Below are 18,106 nucleotides of genomic sequence, written 5' to 3'. Positions count from 1 at the left end.
GGTCGTGGCGAGCGGCGGAGCCAACCTGGAGAACCTGCCTTGAGTCGTGAAACTGACAGTCCGTCCTCCGGGCCCAACGGGCGCGGCGGGGCCGCGTACCCCTCGGGTACGCCGCCGTACGGCATCCCCGTGGTGTCCGACGCCGGTGCGGAAGCGGGCCGTTCGGCCGCCCGGCCGGAGGAACGCAAGACCGAGACCACGCTGACGACCCGGATCCGGATCAACATCCCCGGTTCCCGGCCCATTCCGCCGGTCGTCGTGCGCAAGCCCGTCGCCGAGTCCGAGGCCGACGACGCCAACGCCAACGCCGACACCGGCGCGCCGTCGGGGCCTGCGGCCGGTGCCGATTCCGGCAACTCCTCCGGTTCCGCCGGCTCCGCCGCTTCTGTCGGACCTTCCGGTTTCTCCGGGGGTGACACGGGCAGCTTCGCGGCGCCCGCCGAACCCCCGGCCGGCGCGGAGGAGAAGGCGAGCGACTGGTTCGCCCCGCGCAAGTCCGCGCCCGCCAAGGGCGGTCAGGGCGGCGGCGCGACCAACGGAGCGGGCATTCCGGGCGGTTCCACCGCAGGTACGGGCGCTTCCGGCGGTTCGGGTGTGCCGGGTGCCGCCACGCCGGGTGCTCCGGCCGGTGGCGCGCGCCCCGGTGCCGGGCGGCCGGCCGGCGGGCGGCCCGGTGGCGTGGTCGGCTCCATGAGCGCGCCGATCGGCTCCCGGCCGGGCGGCACCAACGGCGCCGGGCTCCCCGGTGCCACCGGCGGTCCGGTGGCTCCCGGGCACGGTGGCGGCACCGGTTCCTTCGACGTCACCGAGGCGTTGTCCGCGGGTCCGCTCGGCACCGCGCGCCCGGGACAGGGACAGGGCGCGGGTCAGGGACAGGGCGCGGGTCAGGGACAGAGCCAGGCACCGGCCGGTCAGAGCGGCGGCGGTACCGAGGCGCGCCGCGACGAGCTGCCGTACTTCTCCGGCAACGGCCGGGGCGACCAGCCGGGCTTCCCCGGGACGAACGGTCAGGGCGGCGCCCCCGGTCCCGGCAGCCGGCACGACTTCAACGGCCCCGACGGCCCCTCCGGCCCGCACGGCCGCGGCGGCCCGCAGGGTCCCACCGGCCCGACCGGCGGCCCGGTCACCGGCGACGGCCCGATGGTGCCCCCGGTGACCCAGGGCGCGGCCGGCCCGGCCGTCGGCGCCCCCGGCATCCCCGGTGCCCCCAACGGCTACGGCGGTCCCGGCAGTCCTCGTACCGCCGCTCCCGGCGCCGGACCCGGCCCCGGCACGGCCCGGCTCCCCGGCGGCGGTCTGAGCGACGACACCGCGGTCCTCACCCCGCAGATCCAGGCCCCCGGGCCGGGCGCGGGCGGCTACGGCCGTCCCGCCGACAACGTCTCCGGGCACACCGTCACCAGCGGCATCCCGGTCGTGCCCTCCACCGACCAGGGCACTCCCGGCGGTACGCAGAGCGGCGGGCCCGGGGCGAAGAACGCGCCCAAGCCCGCAGCCGCCGGGGCCGCGCAGAACGCGTCCGGCTCCAAGAAGGCCAAGAAGAAGGGCCGCAGCAAGCTGGTCCTGCTCGTCGGTGTCCTGGTCCTCGGCGGCGTCGGCGTCTACGGCGCCGGACTGCTGATGAACCACTCCGACGTGCCCAAGGGCACCACCGTGCTCGGCGTCGACATCGGCGGCAGCACCCGCGACGAGGCCGTCAAGAAGCTCGACGACGCCTTCGACAAGCGGGCCGCGCAGCCGCTGAAGCTGTCCGTCGGCGGCGACACCGTCTCCCTCAAGCCGGACCAGGCGGGCCTCCAGTTCGACATCCAGGCCACCCTCGACGACGCGGCGAAGAGCGACTACAACCCGGTCTCCGTGATCGGCTCGCTGTTCGGGCAGCACCGGGTGATCGAGCCCGAGATGCCCGTCGACGAGGAGAAGCTCCAGGCGGCGCTGCAGAGCGCGGCGGGCGGCGCGGGGTCGTCCACCGACGGCACGATCAAGTTCGAGTCGGGCAAGGCCGTCGCCGTCTACGGCGAGGCGGGCAAGGGCATCGACGCGGCGAAGGCGGAGGAAGCCGTCGTCGCCGCGTACCGCAGCCAGGTGGAGACCGGCTCCACCGCCCCGGTGACCGTCCCGACCACGACCAAGCAGCCGACGGTCAGCGACGCCGAGGTCGACCGCATGATGAAGGAGTTCGCCGAACCGGCGATGTCCGGCCTCGTCACCGTGCAGACCGACTCGCTCCACAGCATCCGGTTCGGTCCGCTGTCGCTGCCGAAGATCCTCGGGGTCAAGGCCATCGACGGGAAGCTGGTGGAGACGTACAACCTGCAGGCGCTCGAGAAGGCGTACGGCGGCACGTTCGACGGGGTGAAGATCGACGGCGCGAGCGGCAAGCGGGACGTCCTGCCGCAGGATGTCGTCTCCGCTCTGCGCAAGGCCCTGCGGGGCAAGACGGCGGCGGAGCGCGTCGGAGTCATCGACACCAGCCCGAACTGACCGTCTGTCCGTGAAGGCGGAGGAGGCCCGTCCCTGGGCAGGGACGGGCCTCCACGGCTCGGAGGGGGCACCCCCACGCGCCCGCGCACGCCCCGGCTCATGACATCTGTCATGCGGCACCGAGGACGCCCGACACTGCCCCCGACCGGGGCCGCCGGGCGACGATCGGGGTATGACGACGAAGACAGCAGCCCCCGGGGCGAGGACAGCACCCGTGGTCGGCTTCGACCGCGTGAGCAAGACCTACGGCGAGGTGCGCGCCGTGGACGGGCTGACCCTGGAGCTGCACCCGGGGGAGACCGTGGCGCTCCTCGGGCCCAACGGGGCCGGCAAGTCCACCACCCTCGACCTGCTCCTCGGCCTCAAGCAGGCCGACGGCGGCCGGGTCAGCGTCTTCGGCACCAGCCCGCGCGAGGCGATCGTCGCCGGACGGGTCGGGGCCATGCTGCAGAGCGGCGGCCTGATGGACGAGGTCACCGTCGGTGAACTCGTCAGCCTCGCCTGCGCCCTGCACCCCAGGCCCTACAAGGTCTCCGACGTGCTCGCCCGCGCGGGCATCGGCCAGATCGCCTCCCGCAAGGTCGACAAGCTCTCCGGCGGCCAGGCCCAGCGCGTCCGCTTCGCCCTCGCCACGGCCGGCGACAGCGATCTGATCGTCCTGGACGAGCCCACCACCGGCATGGACGTCACCACCCGTCAGGGCTTCTGGGCCACCATGCGCGAGCAGGCCGACCAGGGGCGGACCGTCCTGTTCGCCACGCACTACCTGGAAGAGGCCGACGCCATCGCCGACCGGGTCCTCGTCCTGCACCGGGGCCGGCTGCTGGCCGACGGCACCGCCGCCGAGATCAAGGCCAAGGCGGGAGCCCGCCGGGTCTCCTTCGACCTGGAGGGCGACATCGACGAGGCCGCCCTGCGCGCCCTGCCGTTCCTCACCACGTTCGACGTCTCCGGCCAGACGGTCCGCATCCAGTCCTCCGACGCCGACGCCACCGTCCACGCGCTGTACGGCCTCGGCCTCCACCCCCGCAACCTCGAAGTCGCCGGGCTCGGTCTGGAGCAGGCCTTCGTCGCCATCACCGCCGCCGAGGAGGCGAGGACCAAGTGAACAGCCTGATCAAGCTGGAGCTCGCGCGCGCCCTGCGCAACCGCAAGTTCCTGTTCTTCTCGGTGGTCTACCCGTCGGTGCTGTTCCTGCTGATCGCGGGCAGCGCCGACGCCACCGCCGAGGTCGACGGCACCGGCCTGACCCTCCCGACGTACATGATGGTCTCGATGGCCTCCTTCGGCGCCCTCACGGCCGTCCTGATGGGCAACAGCGAGCGCATCGCCAAGGAGCGCGAGAGCGGCTGGGTGCGCCAGCTGCGGCTGACCACGCTGCCGGGCCGCGGATACGTCCTGGCGAAGACCGCGAGCGCGGCCGTCGTCAGCCTCCCGTCGATCGTCGTGGTCTTCGCCGTCGCCGCCGCCGTGAAGGGCGTACGGCTGGAGGCCTGGCAGTGGCCGGCGCTCACGGGCGCGATCTGGGCCGGCAGCCTCGTCTTCGCCGCCCTGGGCGTCGCGATCGGCTACCTCGCGAGCGGGGACGCGGTCCGGCCCATCACGATGATCACCTACTTCGGGCTGTCGATCCTCGGCGGTCTGTGGATGCCGACGACGACCTTCCCGCAGTGGCTGCAGGACATAGCCAGGTGGGTGCCCACCCGCGCGTACGCTGCCCTGGGGCAGGCGATCGAACAGAGCCGGGCCCCGCACGCCAAGGACATCGCCATCCTGGCCGTCTTCTTCGCCCTGTTCACGGGCGGCGCGGCCTGGCTGTACCGGAAGGACACGCTGAAGGCGTGAGTGCCATGACGGACGACCCGCTGTCGGAGGAAGCCCGCCAGGGGCCGTCGATCCTGCTGGGCCAGGCGGCCCGTACCCGACGTGAGCTGTGGCGGCGCAAGGCGCTGTGGATCGGCGTCTGGCTGGTGTTCCTGAGCTCACCGGTCCACGACCTGGTCTCCGGCCGGCACACCACCGCCGGCACGGCCGCCGGCTGGACGGGCCTGGCGGTGTTCGTCGCCGTCTACCTCTCGCTCCTCTTCCGTGACATGGGGGCGACGCCCTACCCGTCGAAGGTGGTCCACGGCCTCATCGCCGCGATGGCGGTGCTCGCCGTGGTGCTGTCCCTCACGCTCGGCTCCGCCTGGCTGGGCCTGTTCTGCTACGTCTCCGTCGCCGGCGGCATCGCCCTGCCGCTGCGGATGGCGTTCTGGGCGATTCCCGGCACCGGGGCGGTCCTGATGCTGGTCGGCCTGCGCACGGACGTCGAGGAGGCCGCCAACCTCCTCGTCCTGGTCCTGCTCATCGGCTTCGCGATGACCGGCGTCAGCCAACTGGTGCGGACCACCGTCGAGTTGCGCAAGGCCCGCGCCACCGTCGCCCAGCTCGCCGCCAACGAGGAGCGGTTGCGGCTGGCCCGCGACCTGCACGACCTCCTCGGCCACTCCCTCTCCCTGATCACCCTCAAGAGCGAGCTGGCCGGCCGGATGCTCCCCGACCACCCCGAGAAGGCCGCCCGGCAGGTCGCCGACATCGAACAGGTCAGCCGCCAGGCCCTGGTCGACGTCCGGGAGGCCGTCACCGGCTACCGGCGCCCCCGGCTGGCCCCCGAACTCGCCGGTGTCCAGGTCGCGTTGACGGCGGCGGGCATCACCGCCGTGACCCCGGCCGAACCCGACCTCGACGGCGTCCCCGAGGAGAGCGAGTCCGCCCTCGCCTGGGCCCTGCGCGAGGCCGTCACCAACGTCGTACGGCACAGCGGCGCCACCCGCTGCTCGGTGGAGGTCCACCGGCGCCAGACCCTCGACGGCCCCCGCCTCGAACTCTGCGTCGAGGACAACGGCTCGGGCGGCTCCGGCAAGGGCCCCGGCAACGGCCTCACCGGGCTCACCGAGCGCCTGGAGAAGGCCGGCGGCACGCTGGAGGCGGGCCGCGTCAAACACGGCTTCCGGGTGACCGCCCGCGTCCCGGCGGGCACCGCCGCGGACGTAGTATCCCGCCCATGAGTGACGGCACGATCAAGGTCCTGCTGGCGGAGGACCAGTCGATGGTCCGCGAGGCACTGGCGGCCCTCCTCGGCCTGGAGGACGACATCGAGGTGGTCGCCCAGGCGGCTCGCGGCGACGAGGTCCTCGCCGCCGCCCGCGCCCACGACGTCGACGTGGCCCTCCTCGACATCGAGATGCCCGGCTGCACCGGCATCGAGGCGGCGGCCCAGCTCCACCAGGAGTTCCCGCACCTGAAACTGGTCGTCCTCACGACCTTCGGCCGCCCCGGCTACCTCCGCAGCGCCATGGAGGCGGGCGCCGACGCCTTCCTGGTGAAGGACGCCCCGGCCGCCCAACTCGCCCAGGCGGTCCGCAAGGTACTGGCGGGGGAGCGGGTCATCGACCCCACCCTTGCGGCAGCGGCCCTCGCGGAGGGCGCCAACCCCCTGACGGACCGCGAACGCGAGATCCTGCGCGCGGCGGCCGACGGCTCCACCAACGCCGAACTGGCGGCGGAACTCCACCTCTCGCAGGGGACGGTCCGCAACTACCTCTCGACGGCGATCCAGAAACTGGCCGCGAGGAACAGGGCGGAGGCGGTACGGATAGCGAGGGAGAAGGGCTGGCTCTGAGACGAGGGGCGAGCAGAGGTCTCCAGGGGCTCGGGGCCGTAGCGGCGTGCGGCTCCGCCGCGTGGGCGCGACAAGCCACAACGCACCCGCACCCGCCCCACGACCGTCAGTTCAACATGGAGCGCGCCGCGTGCGCCTCGCGCCGCACCTTCGCCGCCGCGGGCTCGTCCACGACCTCCACCAGCGACGCGTACTCCTCCAACTCCGCGGCCCCGCCCAGGAAATCCCCCCGCTGCACCAGCAACGCCCCCTTCTCGTACCGCAACCGAGCCGGATGGGAGGGCACCAGCAGCGACAGCTCCACCGCCCACAGGCCCACGTCCGACCGCTCCGGCCGGGCCGCCGCCCACGACCGGATGTTGTTCAGGATCCGCATCACCACCGACAACGGTTCCGCCGGCACCAGCATCGACGGCTCCAGCCGTGTCGCACCCGCCCCGGCCACCAGCAGCTCCGCGTCGCCGCCCGACAGCACCCGGCCCCCGTCGAACGGATCGACCAGCACCTGCCGTTCGAGATCCTCCGGCGGCCCGAACCCCACCACGAAGTGCCCCGGCAGCGCGACCCCGTACACCGGCGCCCCGGCCCGCCGCGCGACCTCCACCCACACCACCGACAGCAGGATCGGCAGCCCGCGCCGCCGCAGCAGCACCTGGTGCAGCAGCGAGGACTCCAGACGCTGATAGTCCGCGCCGGAGCCCCGGAACCCGTACCGCCCGCCCAGCAGCTCCTCCAGCGCCAGCGCCCACGCCCGCACCCCGCCCGGCCGGAAGGGCACCTCCCCGGCCAGCCGGTCGAGTTCCATCTGCGCGGCGTCCACCCCGGCCTCGCCCAGCTCCGGGTCGGCCGCCGCCCCGATCAGCAGACACAGCGCCGCCAGGTCGGGCCGCTCGGCCCGCGCCTCCTCGGCGAACAGCCGCCGCACCTCGGCGGGGTCGTACGCGCTCACGACGGCTCCCGGTAGTGGTGGTAGGCGTGGTGCGCCGAGAACCCCATCCCCGCGTACAGCGCCCGCGCCGCCGCGTTCTCCTCCTCCACCTGGAGCCAGGCGGCCGAGGCGCCCTCGTCCAGCGCCCGCCGGGCCAGCGCGGCCATCACGCGCGTGGCGAGGCCCGTGCGGCGCTGTGCCGGATCGACCTCGACGGCGCCGAACCCGGCCCACCGCCCGTCCACGACACACCGCCCGATCGCGGCGGGCGCACCGCCGCCCGGTCCGGGTACCGACGCGAACCACACCGACGGCCCTCCCCCACTCTCGGCTTCGCTCGAGCGGGGCGATCCCCGTCCGAGCACGCTCAGAGCCACCTCGCTCACCCCCTTGCGCTGATACCGGGCCAGCCACGCCTCGTCGGCCTCCCTGCCCAGCACCACACCCTCAGCGTCCGCCCGGTCGGCGACCGGCGCCAGCGCCCCGGTCCACAGGTGGGCGGTCACCTCGCGCACCCACCCGCGCTCCTCCAGTTCGGCGCAGAGCAGCTCCTGGGTCCCCTCGGCGCCCGTCGCCGTCTGTACGTAGGCGGGCAGACCGCGCGCGCCGTACCAGCGTCGTACGGCGTCCAGGGCCGCGTCGAGCGGCAGACCGGGGTCGCCGAGCGGCAGCACGGAATTGGCGCGGCGGGTGAACCCGGCGGCGGCCCTCAGCTCCCACCCGCCGAGGCGCTCGCTCTCCACGGGCCGCCAGGCCCGCGAGGCGGCGCGGGCGAGTTCCTCGTAGGTGGCGGCGGGACCGCGGCGGCGGGCCGGGGCGGCGGGGACGACCTTCCCGGCGACCAAGGAGGACTCGTCAACCCGGACGACCTCCCCGCTCTTCCGTGTGATCACGAGCACACCCGCGTCCCATGATGTGAGAACACCCACCGTGTCGGTGAATTTCCCCTCCGTGACCCCTGGGCCGCTCAACCGCCGTACCGAGACGCGTTTGCCCACGTCAGCAACGGTGATACGGACCTCGAGGCGTCCGTAGGCCGAGATTTCCACTGGTCGGTTCACCCCTCCTGTTCGGATCATGCCCAAGAACGGAGATACTAGGGGCGGGCATCGACGACGCCGCGCTCCCGCGCGCCAGGCGGCAGGGCCCGAGGAGGCCCGCCAGCGCCCTATCGAGGAGGAACGACAGCGTGACCTACGTCATCGCGCAGCCTTGTGTCGACGTGAAGGACAAGGCGTGCATCGAGGAGTGCCCGGTCGACTGCATCTACGAGGGCTCCCGGTCCTTGTACATCCACCCGGACGAATGCGTCGACTGTGGTGCCTGTGAGCCGGTCTGCCCGGTCGAGGCGATCTTCTACGAGGACGACACTCCGGAGGAGTGGAAGGACTACTACAAGGCGAACGTCGAGTTCTTCGACGAGCTCGGCTCGCCCGGCGGCGCCAGCAAGCTGGGTCTGATCGAGCGCGACCACCCCTTCATCGCCGCGCTGCCGCCGCAGGCCGAGTAACCGCGACAGCGGCCCGCACCTACGTGCCGCCTCGGTCCCGTACGGCCTGATCAGCTCTGCCGGCCGTACGGGACCGGGGCGTTCGCCGTCCGTACGACAGCGTTCGGACGACAGGTACGACAGGTACGACAGGGTCCGCACGAGAAAGTGAGCCAGAACCCGTGTCCGCAGTCTCCGACCGCCTGCCCACGTTCCCCTGGGACAAACTGGAGCCGTACAAGAAGACGGCCGCCTCGCACCCGGACGGGATCGTCGACCTCTCCGTCGGCACGCCGGTCGACCCGGTCCCCGACCTGATCCAGAAGGCCCTGATCGACGCGGCGGACTCCCCGGGCTACCCGACCGTCTGGGGCACCCCGGCGCTGCGGGACGCGCTCACCGGCTGGGTGGAGCGCCGGCTGGGCGCCCGTGAGGTCACCCACCGGCACGTCCTGCCGATCGTCGGCTCCAAGGAACTCGTCGCCTGGCTGCCGACCCAGCTCGGCCTCGGCCCCGGCGACCGGGTCGCGTACCCGCGCCTGGCCTACCCGACGTACGAGGTCGGTGCCCGGCTCGCCCGGGCGGAGTACGAGGTCTACGACGACCCGACCCGGCTCGACCCCGAGGGCCTGAAGCTGCTGTGGCTGAACTCCCCGTCGAACCCCACCGGCAAGGTCCTCACCCGGCAGGAGCTGACCCGGATCGTCGCCTGGGCCCGTGAGCACGGCGTCCTGGTCTTCTCCGACGAGTGCTACCTCGAACTGGGCTGGGAGGCCGACCCCGTCTCGGTGCTGCACCCGGACGTGAACGGCGGCTCGTACGACGGCATCGTCGCGGTCCACTCGCTCTCCAAGCGCTCGAACCTCGCGGGCTACCGCGCCGCCTTCCTGGCCGGTGACCCCGCGGTGCTCGCCCCGCTGCTGGAGATCCGCAAGCACGGCGGCATGATGACCTCGGCGCCGACCCAGGCGGCGGTCGTGGCGGCCCTCGGCGACGACACGCACGTCCACGAGCAGCGCGCCCGGTACGCGGCCCGCCGCACCCTGCTGCGGGAGGCCCTGGTGGCCCACGGCTTCCGCATCGAGCACAGCGAGGCCAGCCTCTACCTCTGGGCCACCCGCCACGAGTCCTGCTGGGACACGGTCGCCCACCTCGCCGACCGGGGCATCCTGGTGGCCCCCGGCGACTTCTACGGCGAGGCGGGCGCCACCTTCGTCCGCGTGGCCCTGACGGCGACGGACGAACGGATCGCCACCGCCGTGTCCCGCCTGGCGGCGGGCTAGGGGGTGTTGCGAAAGTCCCGCACAGCACCCACGGCGCCCGGCACGCCCTCTCGCCGCACCGGCCGAAACCCCAAGTACGTCCAGTACGAGGGCTTTCGTCCGGCACGCCGAGAGCACGCACCGGACACCACGGGCACCGCACAGGACTTTCGCAACACCCCCTAGCACGGGGAAACGGGACGGGGTCCGGGGGAGACCCCCGGACCCCGCCACACCCACCGGCGCGGACCCGGCGTCAGCCGAGCGGCAGGCCCTTCGCCGTGCCGCCGCCCGGCAGACCGCCCTTGGTGAGCGCGTCCGTCGGCAGGCCGCCCTTCGTGGCGGACTTGGCGGTGTCCCCGAGGACGCCCCCGGCGGACCCGGCGGCCTCACCGGCCACCTTCTGCACCGCCGGCGTCGTCTTCTTCACGGCCTTGCCGCCGGCCTTGCCCGCGCCGGGCACGGCCTTCTCCACGGCCTTGCCGCCGGCTTCACCCGCGACCCCGGTCGCACTGCGGGTGGCCCCGTCGAGCGTCTTGCCGACGGACGCCCCGTCCAGGGCGGTCAGCCCGCCGAGGTCCGGGGTGGCGGGCAGGGCGGAGGGGGCAGCGCTCGCGGAGCCGGCCGCACCGACCCCGGCGGCCGCTCCCGCAGCGACGAGCAGCGCGGCACGGGCGATCCTGCGGGTCAGGGGGAGGGACATGGTGCTCCTTCGACGGGAGAGAACAGAGAACGCTGTGACTACCGCTCGAAGCCGCCGAAGGTTGCGGACGCCCGATGCAAAGAGTTGGCAATGCGTCGCATTATCGGGCCGTGGACAAAGGCGGACGATAACCACCCGATGTGACAGTCCGCAAAACGGCCGGAGCCCGGCGCCCGCAAGGGTTCCGCCACCTTCCGGGGGACCGCCCGCGCGCCCCCGGGTGCCGGGCCGGCCCGCGGCCCCGCACCCCACCCGGCCGGGTGAAGACCCGTACTACTGACCGGTCACGATCCGCACGCTGCCCGTGCCGCCGCCCGACCCCGTCGCCCCGGCCGCCTCCGTGCTGCCCGAGCCCGTCGGCCGCCACTGGCTGTCGGTGTTCCCGGCGGTCCACTCCCGGCCCGCGTACGACACCTGCCGGATGTGCAGCGCCGAGGCGTTGGCGACGGCCCAGTGCGCCAGCTGCCAGCCCCGCTCACGGACGGCGCGCCCGGCGGACGTCTCCCGGGACACGGGCAGGGTCACGGTCCGCCCGTCGGTCTCGGCGGCGGGCACGCCGGCGTCGGCCGCGGCGGACGCCTTGCCGTCCCCGTTCCCCTTGCCGTCCCCCTCCTCCTCCGCCTTCGCTTCCTCCAGCGCGTCCCGCCCGAAGTCCCGGGAGAGCGCCGCGCGCACCGCGTCCGGGCCGGTCGCGGCCACCGTGCTCGCCGCGGTCGCCGTACCGGAGTCCAGGCGTCCGTCGCAGGTCAGCGTGGCCGCCGAGGTCCCGGTGAGCGCGGCGGCCAGCATCACGGCGTCCGCCTCGTGCTTGGCGTACGCCTCCGGGTAGCCGCTGCGCTGCACCTTCTGCGCGGCGACGGTGAGCGGGAGTTCGGTGTAGTCGGGCACCTTGGCGAGGTGCTCGTAGAAGATGCTCGCCGCGTACGCCGGATCCGTGACCTGCTTCTCGGTGCCCCAGCCCTGTGAGGGCCGCTGCTGGAACAGGCCGAGCGAGTCCCGGTCGCCGTGGGCGAGGTTGCGCAGCCCCGACTCCTGGATCGCGGTCGCCAGCGCGATGGCCACGGCCCGCTCGGGCATCTCCCGGTTGGTGCCGACGGCGGCGATCGTCGCCGCGTTCACCGCCTGCTCGGGCGTGAACTCGTACCGCGCCTTGTCCCCCGTACCGGAAACGACTCTGCACCCGGGATCGTCGGCCCCGCCGGTGACGTACTGGACCACGACATAGCCCGCGACGGCTGACAGGACCACGCAGGACGCGCCGATCCTCAGGAGGCGGCGGCCGCGACGCTTGGGGGAAGGGGACTGCTCTGGCACGCGTACAAGGTACTGGAGAGTACGGAAACGGAGGAGACTGGTGCGCAGCCGGTGAAGAGCGGTATGCGGATGTGGCGCGTTAGGGTCGACGCCATGGCCGACACCCCCCTTGATCTCACGCTGGACGCCGCCGCCCTCACCGCGCAGCTCGTCGACTTCCCCTCCGAGAGCGGCACCGAGAAGCCCCTCGCGGACGCGATCGAGACCGCCCTGCGCGCGCTGCCGCACCTCACGGTGGACCGCTTCGGCAACAACGTGATCGCCCGGACCCGCCTGGGCCGTCCCGAGCGGGTGATCCTCGCCGGCCACATCGACACCGTGCCGATCGCCGGCAACGTCCCCTCGCGCCTCGACGAGGACGGGGTCCTGTGGGGCTGCGGCACCTGCGACATGAAGGCGGGCGTCGCCGTCCAGCTGCGGATCGCGGCCACCGTCCCGGCCCCCAACCGCGACCTGACCTTCGTCTTCTACGACAACGAGGAGGTCGCCGCCGACCTCAACGGCCTCAAGCATGTCGCCGAGGCCCACCCGGAGTGGCTCGCCGGCGACTTCGCGGTCCTGCTGGAGCCGTCGGACGGCCAGGTTCGAGGGCGGCTGCCAGGGCACCCTGCGGATGCTGCTGAAGACCTCCGGCGAGCGCGCCCACTCGGCGCGCGGCTGGATGGGCTCCAACGCGATCCACGCCGCCGCCCCGATCCTGGCCCGCCTCGCGGAGTACCGGCCGCGGTGGCCGGTCATCGACGGCCTGGAGTACCGCGAGGGCCTGAACGCGGTCGGCATCCAGGGCGGGGTCGCCGGCAACGTCATCCCCGACGAGTGCGTGGTCACCGTCAACTTCCGTTACGCGCCCGACCGCACCGGGGAGGAGGCGATCGCGCACGTCAGGGACGTGTTCGCCGACTGCGGTGTCACGGAGTTCGTCGTCGACGACCACAGCCCCGGCGCCCTGCCCGGCCTCTCCCACCCCGCGGCGGCCGCCTTCATCGAGGCCGTGGGCGGCACCCCGATGCCCAAGTACGGCTGGACCGACGTCAGCCGCTTCTCGTCGCTCGGCGTCCCCGCGGTCAACTACGGCCCCGGCAACCCGCACCTGGCCCACAAGCGCGACGAACGCGTCGAGGTGGCGAAGGTCCTCGCGGGGGAGGAGCGGCTGCGGTCCTGGCTCGGCGCCTGACCCCCGGGCACCCCGGCCGCTTTGTGCCGGACACGCCGACGTCCCCCCTCCGTAACCCGGGTGGATCTACGCTGGCACGGAAAGACCTGCAAGCGGAGGGAGCGCACATGGCTACCGGAAACCCCGAGGGGAAGAAGCAGCCGCCGGACGAGCAGCGGCTGGGACCGGTCCTCCGACGGCGGGGTCAGGTCACGGCGAGCACCACCGACCAGCGTCTGCTCGATGCGGGAGGCCCCTCGGACTGGGTCCACACGGACCCCTGGCGTGTCCTGCGCATCCAGTCGGAGTTCATCGAGGGCTTCGGTACCCTGGCCGAACTGCCCCCCGCGATCAGTGTGTTCGGCTCCGCCCGGACGCCCGCCGACTCCCCGGAGTACGAGGCGGGCGTCCGCCTCGGCCACGCTCTCGTCGACGCCGGCTGGGCGGTGATCACCGGCGGCGGCCCCGGGGCGATGGAGGCGGCCAACAAGGGCGCCTGCGAGGCGGGCGGCACCTCGGTCGGGCTCGGCATCGAGCTCCCCTTCGAGCAGGGCCTCAACCCCTACGTCGACATCGGCCTCAACTTCCGCTACTTCTTCGTCCGCAAGATGATGTTCGTGAAGTACGCGCAGGGTTTCGTGGTCCTGCCCGGCGGACTCGGCACCCTGGACGAGCTGTTCGAGGCCCTCACCCTCGTCCAGACCCAGAAGGTCACCCGCTTCCCGATCGTCCTCTTCGGCACGGCGTACTGGGGCGGACTCGTCGACTGGCTGAAGAACACCCTGGTCGCCCAGGGCAAGGCCGCCGAGAAGGACCTGCTGCTCTTCCACGTCACGGACGACGTGGACGAGGCGGTCGCCCTGGTGTCGAAGGAAGCGGCCCGCGACTGACCGCTCAGGCGTTCAGGCGAGTCCGCGTCGGGCCACCGCCGGGGGGCGGTGGCCCGCGATGGACGCCACCATGTCCAGCACCTGCCGGGTCTCCGCCACCTCGTGCACCCGGTACACCTGCGCCCCGAGCCACGCGGAGACGGCGGTCGTCGCCAGGGTCCCCAGCACCCGCTCCTTCACCGGCCGGTCCAGCGTCTCCCCGACGAAGTCCTTGTTGGACAGCGAGACCAGCACCGGCCAGCCCGTCTCCACCATCTCCGGCAGCCGCCGCGTCGCCTCCAGACTGTGCCGGGTGTTCTTGCCGAAGTCGTGCCCCGGATCGATCAGGATCGACTCCCGCGGCACCCCCAGCCCGGCCGCCCGCTCGGCCAGTCCCAGGGTCACCGACAGGATGTCCGCCATGACGTCGTCGTACGTCACCCGGTGCGGCCGGGTCCGGGGCTCCGAGCCGCCCGCGTGCGTGCACACCAGGCCCGCCCCGTACCGCGCGGCGACCTCCGCGAGCCCCGGATCCACCCCGCCCCAGGCGTCGTTCAGCAGATCCGCGCCGGCCTCGCAGACCGCCTCGCCGACCTCGGCCCGCCAGGTGTCCACGCTGATGATCACGTCGGGGAAGCGCCGCCGCACCTCCGCCACGAACCCGACCGTGCGCCGCGCCTCCTCCTCGGCCGTGACCTCCTCGCCGGGGCCGGCCTTCACCCCGCCGATGTCCACGACGGCGGCCCCCTCGGCCACGGCCTGCTCCACGCGGGCGAGCGCCGGCTCGTCCCGGAAGGTGGCCCCCTGGTCGTAGAAGGAGTCGGGAGTCCGGTTCACGATCGCCATGATCACCGGCTCGTGGGCCCCGAATTCCCGCCTGCCCAGCCTGAGCATCGCCTGTGACCTCTCCTCGTACCTGCCGCGCATCCGCCGCCTGTGACCCTAACCGCCGGGCTCGCATGGCACGATCGGACCCACACACATCCGAGACCGAGCACACCGAGCCTGGGGACCCACCGATGGTTATGTTCTTGTTCCTGGTCATCGCGCTCGCCGTGGTGGTCGCCGCGGTGACACTCGCCGTGGTGGGCGGCGGCGAGGGCACCGGTCCGCTGCCCGAGGCGGCCCCCGAGCGGCTGCACGACCCGCTGCCCCCGGACCGTCCGCTCGACCGGTCCGACGTCGACCGGCTCCGCTTCCCGCTGGCCCTGCGCGGCTACCGCATGGAGGACGTCGACGACGCCCTGAACCGGGTCGCCGCCGAGCTCGCCGAGCGCGACGCCCGGATCGCCGTCCTGGAGACCGCCCTCGCGGGCGCCCAGCCCCCGGCGCGGCCCCACGTCTCCTTCGAGAAGCCCGCACCGCAGGACGAGCAGTGAGCGACGGCACCGCCCTCGCCGGTCCCGACGGCGCCCTGCGCTGCCCCTGGGCCCTCTCCACGCCCGACTACATCACGTACCACGACGAGGAGTGGGGCAGGCCGGTCCACGGCGACGACGCCCTCTTCGAACGCCTCAGTCTGGAGGCCTTCCAGTCCGGTCTGTCCTGGATCACGATCCTGCGCCGCCGCGAGGGCTTCCGCGCCGCCTTCGCCGACTTCAAGATCGCCTCGGTCGCCGCCTTCACCGACGAGGACCGCGAACGCCTCCTCGCCGACGCCGGCATCATCCGCAACCGCGCCAAGATCGACGCGACCCTGGCCAACGCGCGCGTACTCCTGGACTGGGCCCCGGGCGACCTGGACGAGCTGATCTGGTCCCACGCCCCGACGACGGGCAGGGCCCCGGAGACCCTCGCGGACGTCCCGGCGGTCACCGACGAGTCGACGGCCCTGTCGAAGGCCCTCAAGAAGAAGGGCCTGCGCTTCGTGGGACCGACGACGGCCTACGCGTTGATGCAGGCGTGCGGCCTGGTCAACGACCACTTGGGAACGTGCGTGAGCCGAAGCGCGCCTTGAGGGGCGCGGGGAACCGTGCGACCGGTCACAGCGCCCCGCAGCCGCCTTACGTGCTCAGCGCCCCGAGTAGCGGGGCGTCTCCTTCTTCACGAACGCCGAGACGGCGATCGTGTGGTCCTCGGAGGCCCCCGCCCGCGTCTGCAGCTCGTCCTCCTTCTCCAACGTCTCCGAGAGCGAGTGCGAGAACCCGAACGCGACGGCCTCCTTGAGCGCCGCGTAGGCGACGGTCGGCCCCGAGGCCAGCTTCCGCGCCAGCTTCTCGGCCTCCGCCCGCAGCTCCGCGGCCGGCACCACCCGGTTCGCGATCCCCAGCTCGTACGCCTCCTGCGCCGGGATGTTCCGCGGGAACAACAGCAGATCGGTGGCCCGCCCCGGCCCAACCACCCGGGGCAGCGTCCAGGAGACACCGGAGTCGGCGGTCAGCGCGACCCCCGCGAACGAGGTGTTGAAGGACGCCGTGTCGGCGACGACGCGGTAGTCCGCGGCCAGCGCGAACCCGAACCCGGCGCCCGCCGCGACGCCGTTGACCGCCGCGACGACCGGCTTCGCCGCCTCCGTCAGCGCCCGCACGATCGGGTTGTAGTGCTCCTTGACCGTGCTCATGACGCGCTCCGACCCCTCGGCCAGCAGCCCGATGTGCTCCTTGAGGTCCTGGCCCACGCAGAAGGCCCGGTCCCCGGCGGCGGTCAGCAGCACCGCGCGCACCCCGGTGTCGTCCGCCGCCGCGCGCGCCGCCTCCCGCAGGGCGACCTTGGCCGCCACGTTCAGCGCGTTCATCGCCTCGGGGCGGTTCAGCGTGATCGTCGCGAGCCCGTCGCTCACCTCGTAGAGCACGGTGTCGGCCATGGCGTATCCCCTTGTGTGTGTCGGCTCGTGGGTCGGCTTGGGTGTCCGTTCGGGTGTCCGCTCGGTCACCAGGGAACAGCATGGCGTCCGAGGACCGGACGTGACGTGTGACCTGCGTCAAAGAAATCGACGCGGTGCGCGGACCGCGGGTGTCCGTGCGGTGGCGCAGTATCGCAGCCACATCGCCGAATTGGGTGGTTTTGCTCGCGCGCGTTGCTCAAGCGATGCCTACTGATGTTGGTCATCGGGTCCTGAGATGCGGGATAATGGCCGGGAAGCAATGTGTTCGATGCCGGTGTCGCGTGTCCCAGCCTGGATCGCGCGTGCCCTGCCAGGGCCGTCGGCTTTTGACGTGAGCTGGTTTCAGGAAGGGGAACGAGCATGGCGGCCATGAAGCCGCGGACGGGCGATGGCCCGCTCGAGGTGACCAAGGAGGGGCGGGGCATCGTCATGCGCGTTCCGCTCGAAGGCGGCGGTCGGCTCGTCGTCGAGCTGACCCCTGACGAGGCCGACGCGCTCGGCGACGCCCTCAAGAAGGTCGTCGGCTGACGCGCAAGCGACCATACCCTTTCAGTCGCCCCGGCATCCCCTTGGGTGCCGGGGCCGCTGTCGTTCCGGGACGCCTCGCCCGTACGGCCCAGTGGTCAGCGTCTGACGGCACCCGTGCTCGGCGTTTGACCGCATCCCTGCTCAGCGCTTGACCGCGCACAGCAGGCCGTCCCCCACGGGCAGCAGGGACGGCACCACCTCCTGGCTCTCGCGCACCGCCCGCAGCAGCTCCCGGATCCTTATGACCTCCGTGGGCTGCGGGCCCGAGTCGACGGTGCGGCCGTTGGCGAAGACCCCCTCGAAGACCACGAGCCCGCCCGGGCGCAGCAGACGCAACGATTCAGCGAGATAGTCGAGGAACTCCAGCCGGTCGCCGTCGCAGAAGACCAGGTCGTAGCCGGCGTCCGCGAGCCGGGGCAGCACGTCGAGGGCGCGGCCGGGGATGAACCGGGCCCGGTTGCTGGCGAAGCCGCAGGCGCGGAAGGCCTGCCGGGCGAACTGCTGGTGCTCCGGCTCGGGATCGACCGTGGTCAGGACGCCGTCGGGGCGCATGCCGTACAGCAGGTGGATCCCGGAGACGCCGGTGCCGGTACCGATCTCCGCGACCGCCTTCGCGTCCACGGTGGCGGCGAGCAGCCGCAGCGCGGCGCCGGTGCTGGGCGACACCGAGCGCAGCCCTGCCTCGCGGGCCCGGTCACGGGCCCAGCGCAGCGCGTCGTCCTCGGCGGCGTAGGCGTCGGCGAACGCCCAGCTTGCCTGCCGGTTGCCGGTAATGACCCTCTCCTGTCCCCGCTGGTTGCCTCGGCGTGACTGTATCCGTTGGGGCCGGGAACCCGCAGATGGGACCGCGCGTTTGAAGGGGTGGGAACGACGAGCGGGGGACACAGT

18 protein-coding genes and 1 pseudogene are annotated in these 18,106 nt (G+C 73.0%); 12 read left to right on the top strand and 7 right to left on the bottom strand.

Annotated elements, in window-relative coordinates; translation table 11 throughout:
- The first annotated feature begins 39 nt into the window (after nt 1-39).
- From U5640_RS15430 to U5640_RS15410, 5 genes are all read left to right on the top strand, one after another.
- Nucleotides 40-2,484: a hypothetical protein gene (locus U5640_RS15430; protein WP_340376368.1), complete on the top strand. Its 2,445-nt coding sequence runs from the start codon at nt 40-42 to the stop codon at nt 2,482-2,484.
- 172 nt (nt 2,485-2,656) lie between these two features.
- Nucleotides 2,657-3,592, top strand: coding sequence for an ABC transporter ATP-binding protein (locus tag U5640_RS15425; protein ID WP_340376367.1), 936 nt, complete (start codon nt 2,657-2,659; stop codon nt 3,590-3,592).
- Nucleotides 3,589-4,329, top strand: coding sequence for an ABC transporter permease (locus U5640_RS15420; RefSeq protein ID WP_340376366.1), 741 nt, complete (start codon nt 3,589-3,591; stop codon nt 4,327-4,329). Before U5640_RS15425 ends, U5640_RS15420 begins: the two co-directional genes overlap by 4 nt.
- A gap of 5 nt (nt 4,330-4,334) precedes the next feature.
- Nucleotides 4,335-5,534 (top strand): histidine kinase, encoded by a 1,200-nt coding sequence (locus tag U5640_RS15415; RefSeq protein ID WP_340385130.1) that lies wholly within the window; start codon nt 4,335-4,337, stop codon nt 5,532-5,534.
- The gene (locus U5640_RS15410; RefSeq protein WP_340376365.1) at nt 5,531-6,148 is read left to right on the top strand and encodes a response regulator transcription factor; all 618 of its coding nucleotides are present in this window, start codon (nt 5,531-5,533) and stop codon (nt 6,146-6,148) included. The genes U5640_RS15415 and U5640_RS15410 overlap by 4 nt, the downstream gene beginning before the upstream one ends.
- Nucleotides 6,149-6,254: 106 nt before the next feature.
- On the opposite strand, the gene U5640_RS15405 is transcribed toward U5640_RS15410, so the two are convergent.
- Both U5640_RS15405 and U5640_RS15400 read right to left on the bottom strand, forming a co-directional pair.
- A complete protein-coding gene (locus U5640_RS15405; RefSeq protein ID WP_340376364.1) occupies nt 6,255-7,097 on the bottom strand; it encodes a transglutaminase-like domain-containing protein in 843 nt (280 codons plus the stop codon).
- Complete coding sequence (locus U5640_RS15400) at nt 7,094-8,125, bottom strand: GNAT family N-acetyltransferase (protein WP_340385128.1); 1,032 nt, start codon at nt 8,123-8,125, stop codon at nt 7,094-7,096. Before U5640_RS15400 ends, U5640_RS15405 begins: the two co-directional genes overlap by 4 nt.
- A 140-nt stretch (nt 8,126-8,265) precedes the next feature.
- Between U5640_RS15400 and fdxA the strand changes: the two genes are divergently transcribed.
- Nucleotides 8,266-8,586, top strand: a complete 321-nt coding sequence (fdxA, locus tag U5640_RS15395) for a ferredoxin (RefSeq protein WP_030961637.1) — start codon at nt 8,266-8,268, stop codon at nt 8,584-8,586.
- Between the two features lie 161 nt (nt 8,587-8,747).
- Nucleotides 8,748-9,848, top strand: coding sequence for a bifunctional succinyldiaminopimelate transaminase/glutamate-prephenate aminotransferase (locus tag U5640_RS15390; RefSeq protein WP_340376363.1), 1,101 nt, complete (start codon nt 8,748-8,750; stop codon nt 9,846-9,848).
- Nucleotides 9,849-10,083: 235 nt separating this feature from the next.
- Here U5640_RS15390 and U5640_RS15385 read toward each other — a convergent pair whose 3' ends face one another.
- Together U5640_RS15385 and U5640_RS15380 are read right to left on the bottom strand one after the other, a co-directional pair.
- Nucleotides 10,084-10,530, bottom strand: coding sequence for an ATP-binding protein (locus U5640_RS15385; RefSeq protein WP_340376362.1), 447 nt, complete (start codon nt 10,528-10,530; stop codon nt 10,084-10,086).
- A gap of 273 nt (nt 10,531-10,803) precedes the next feature.
- The gene (locus U5640_RS15380) at nt 10,804-11,844 is read right to left on the bottom strand and encodes a heavy metal transporter (protein WP_340376361.1); all 1,041 of its coding nucleotides are present in this window, start codon (nt 11,842-11,844) and stop codon (nt 10,804-10,806) included.
- Between the two features lie 93 nt (nt 11,845-11,937).
- On the opposite strand from U5640_RS15380, the pseudogene dapE reads away from it, so the two are divergent.
- Nucleotides 11,938-13,018, top strand: a pseudogene (dapE, locus tag U5640_RS15375) (succinyl-diaminopimelate desuccinylase).
- Nucleotides 13,019-13,125: 107 nt separating this feature from the next.
- A complete protein-coding gene (locus U5640_RS15370) occupies nt 13,126-13,887 on the top strand; it encodes a TIGR00730 family Rossman fold protein (protein ID WP_340376360.1) in 762 nt (253 codons plus the stop codon).
- 12 nt (nt 13,888-13,899) lie between these two features.
- Here the strand turns inward: U5640_RS15370 and folP are convergent, their stop codons facing one another.
- On the bottom strand, nt 13,900-14,760 hold the full coding sequence (gene folP / locus U5640_RS15365; RefSeq protein WP_340385126.1) for a dihydropteroate synthase: 861 nt from the start codon (nt 14,758-14,760) through the stop codon (nt 13,900-13,902).
- 131 nt (nt 14,761-14,891) lie between these two features.
- Between folP and U5640_RS15360 the strand changes: the two genes are divergently transcribed.
- Together U5640_RS15360 and U5640_RS15355 are read left to right on the top strand one after the other, a co-directional pair.
- Nucleotides 14,892-15,245: a DivIVA domain-containing protein gene (locus U5640_RS15360; RefSeq protein ID WP_340385124.1), complete on the top strand. Its 354-nt coding sequence runs from the start codon at nt 14,892-14,894 to the stop codon at nt 15,243-15,245.
- The gene (locus tag U5640_RS15355) at nt 15,242-15,823 is read left to right on the top strand and encodes a DNA-3-methyladenine glycosylase I (RefSeq protein WP_340376359.1); all 582 of its coding nucleotides are present in this window, start codon (nt 15,242-15,244) and stop codon (nt 15,821-15,823) included. Before U5640_RS15360 ends, U5640_RS15355 begins: the two co-directional genes overlap by 4 nt.
- A gap of 54 nt (nt 15,824-15,877) precedes the next feature.
- Here the strand turns inward: U5640_RS15355 and U5640_RS15350 are convergent, their stop codons facing one another.
- Nucleotides 15,878-16,669, bottom strand: a complete 792-nt coding sequence (locus U5640_RS15350; RefSeq protein WP_340376358.1) for an enoyl-CoA hydratase-related protein — start codon at nt 16,667-16,669, stop codon at nt 15,878-15,880.
- 381 nt (nt 16,670-17,050) lie between these two features.
- Between U5640_RS15350 and U5640_RS15345 the strand changes: the two genes are divergently transcribed.
- A complete protein-coding gene (locus U5640_RS15345) occupies nt 17,051-17,218 on the top strand; it encodes a DUF3117 domain-containing protein (protein WP_003966491.1) in 168 nt (55 codons plus the stop codon).
- 141 nt (nt 17,219-17,359) lie between these two features.
- On the opposite strand, the gene U5640_RS15340 is transcribed toward U5640_RS15345, so the two are convergent.
- Nucleotides 17,360-18,034: an O-methyltransferase gene (locus U5640_RS15340; RefSeq protein ID WP_340385122.1), complete on the bottom strand. Its 675-nt coding sequence runs from the start codon at nt 18,032-18,034 to the stop codon at nt 17,360-17,362.
- Nucleotides 18,035-18,106: the final 72 nt, after the last annotated feature.

It is taken from the genome of Streptomyces sp. SS7 (genome assembly GCF_037993025.1).
Lineage (GTDB): Bacteria > Actinomycetota > Actinomycetes > Streptomycetales > Streptomycetaceae > Streptomyces.
This window is presented reverse-complemented; position numbering and strand designations above follow the sequence as displayed.

Coding starts and splice junctions, on each gene's coding strand:
- U5640_RS15425 (WP_340376367.1), top strand. CDS start 2,657: ATGACGACGAAGACAGCAGCCCCCGGGGCGAGGACAGCACCCGTGGTC.
- U5640_RS15415 (WP_340385130.1), top strand. CDS start 4,335: ATGACGGACGACCCGCTGTCGGAGGAAGCCCGCCAGGGGCCGTCGATC.
- U5640_RS15410 (WP_340376365.1), top strand. CDS start 5,531: ATGAGTGACGGCACGATCAAGGTCCTGCTGGCGGAGGACCAGTCGATG.
- U5640_RS15385 (WP_340376362.1), bottom strand. CDS start 10,530: ATGTCCCTCCCCCTGACCCGCAGGATCGCCCGTGCCGCGCTGCTCGTC.
- U5640_RS15370 (WP_340376360.1), top strand. CDS start 13,126: ATGGCTACCGGAAACCCCGAGGGGAAGAAGCAGCCGCCGGACGAGCAG.
- folP (WP_340385126.1), bottom strand. CDS start 14,760: ATGCTCAGGCTGGGCAGGCGGGAATTCGGGGCCCACGAGCCGGTGATC.
- U5640_RS15360 (WP_340385124.1), top strand. CDS start 14,892: ATGTTCTTGTTCCTGGTCATCGCGCTCGCCGTGGTGGTCGCCGCGGTG.
- U5640_RS15350 (WP_340376358.1), bottom strand. CDS start 16,669: ATGGCCGACACCGTGCTCTACGAGGTGAGCGACGGGCTCGCGACGATC.
- U5640_RS15345 (WP_003966491.1), top strand. CDS start 17,051: ATGGCGGCCATGAAGCCGCGGACGGGCGATGGCCCGCTCGAGGTGACC.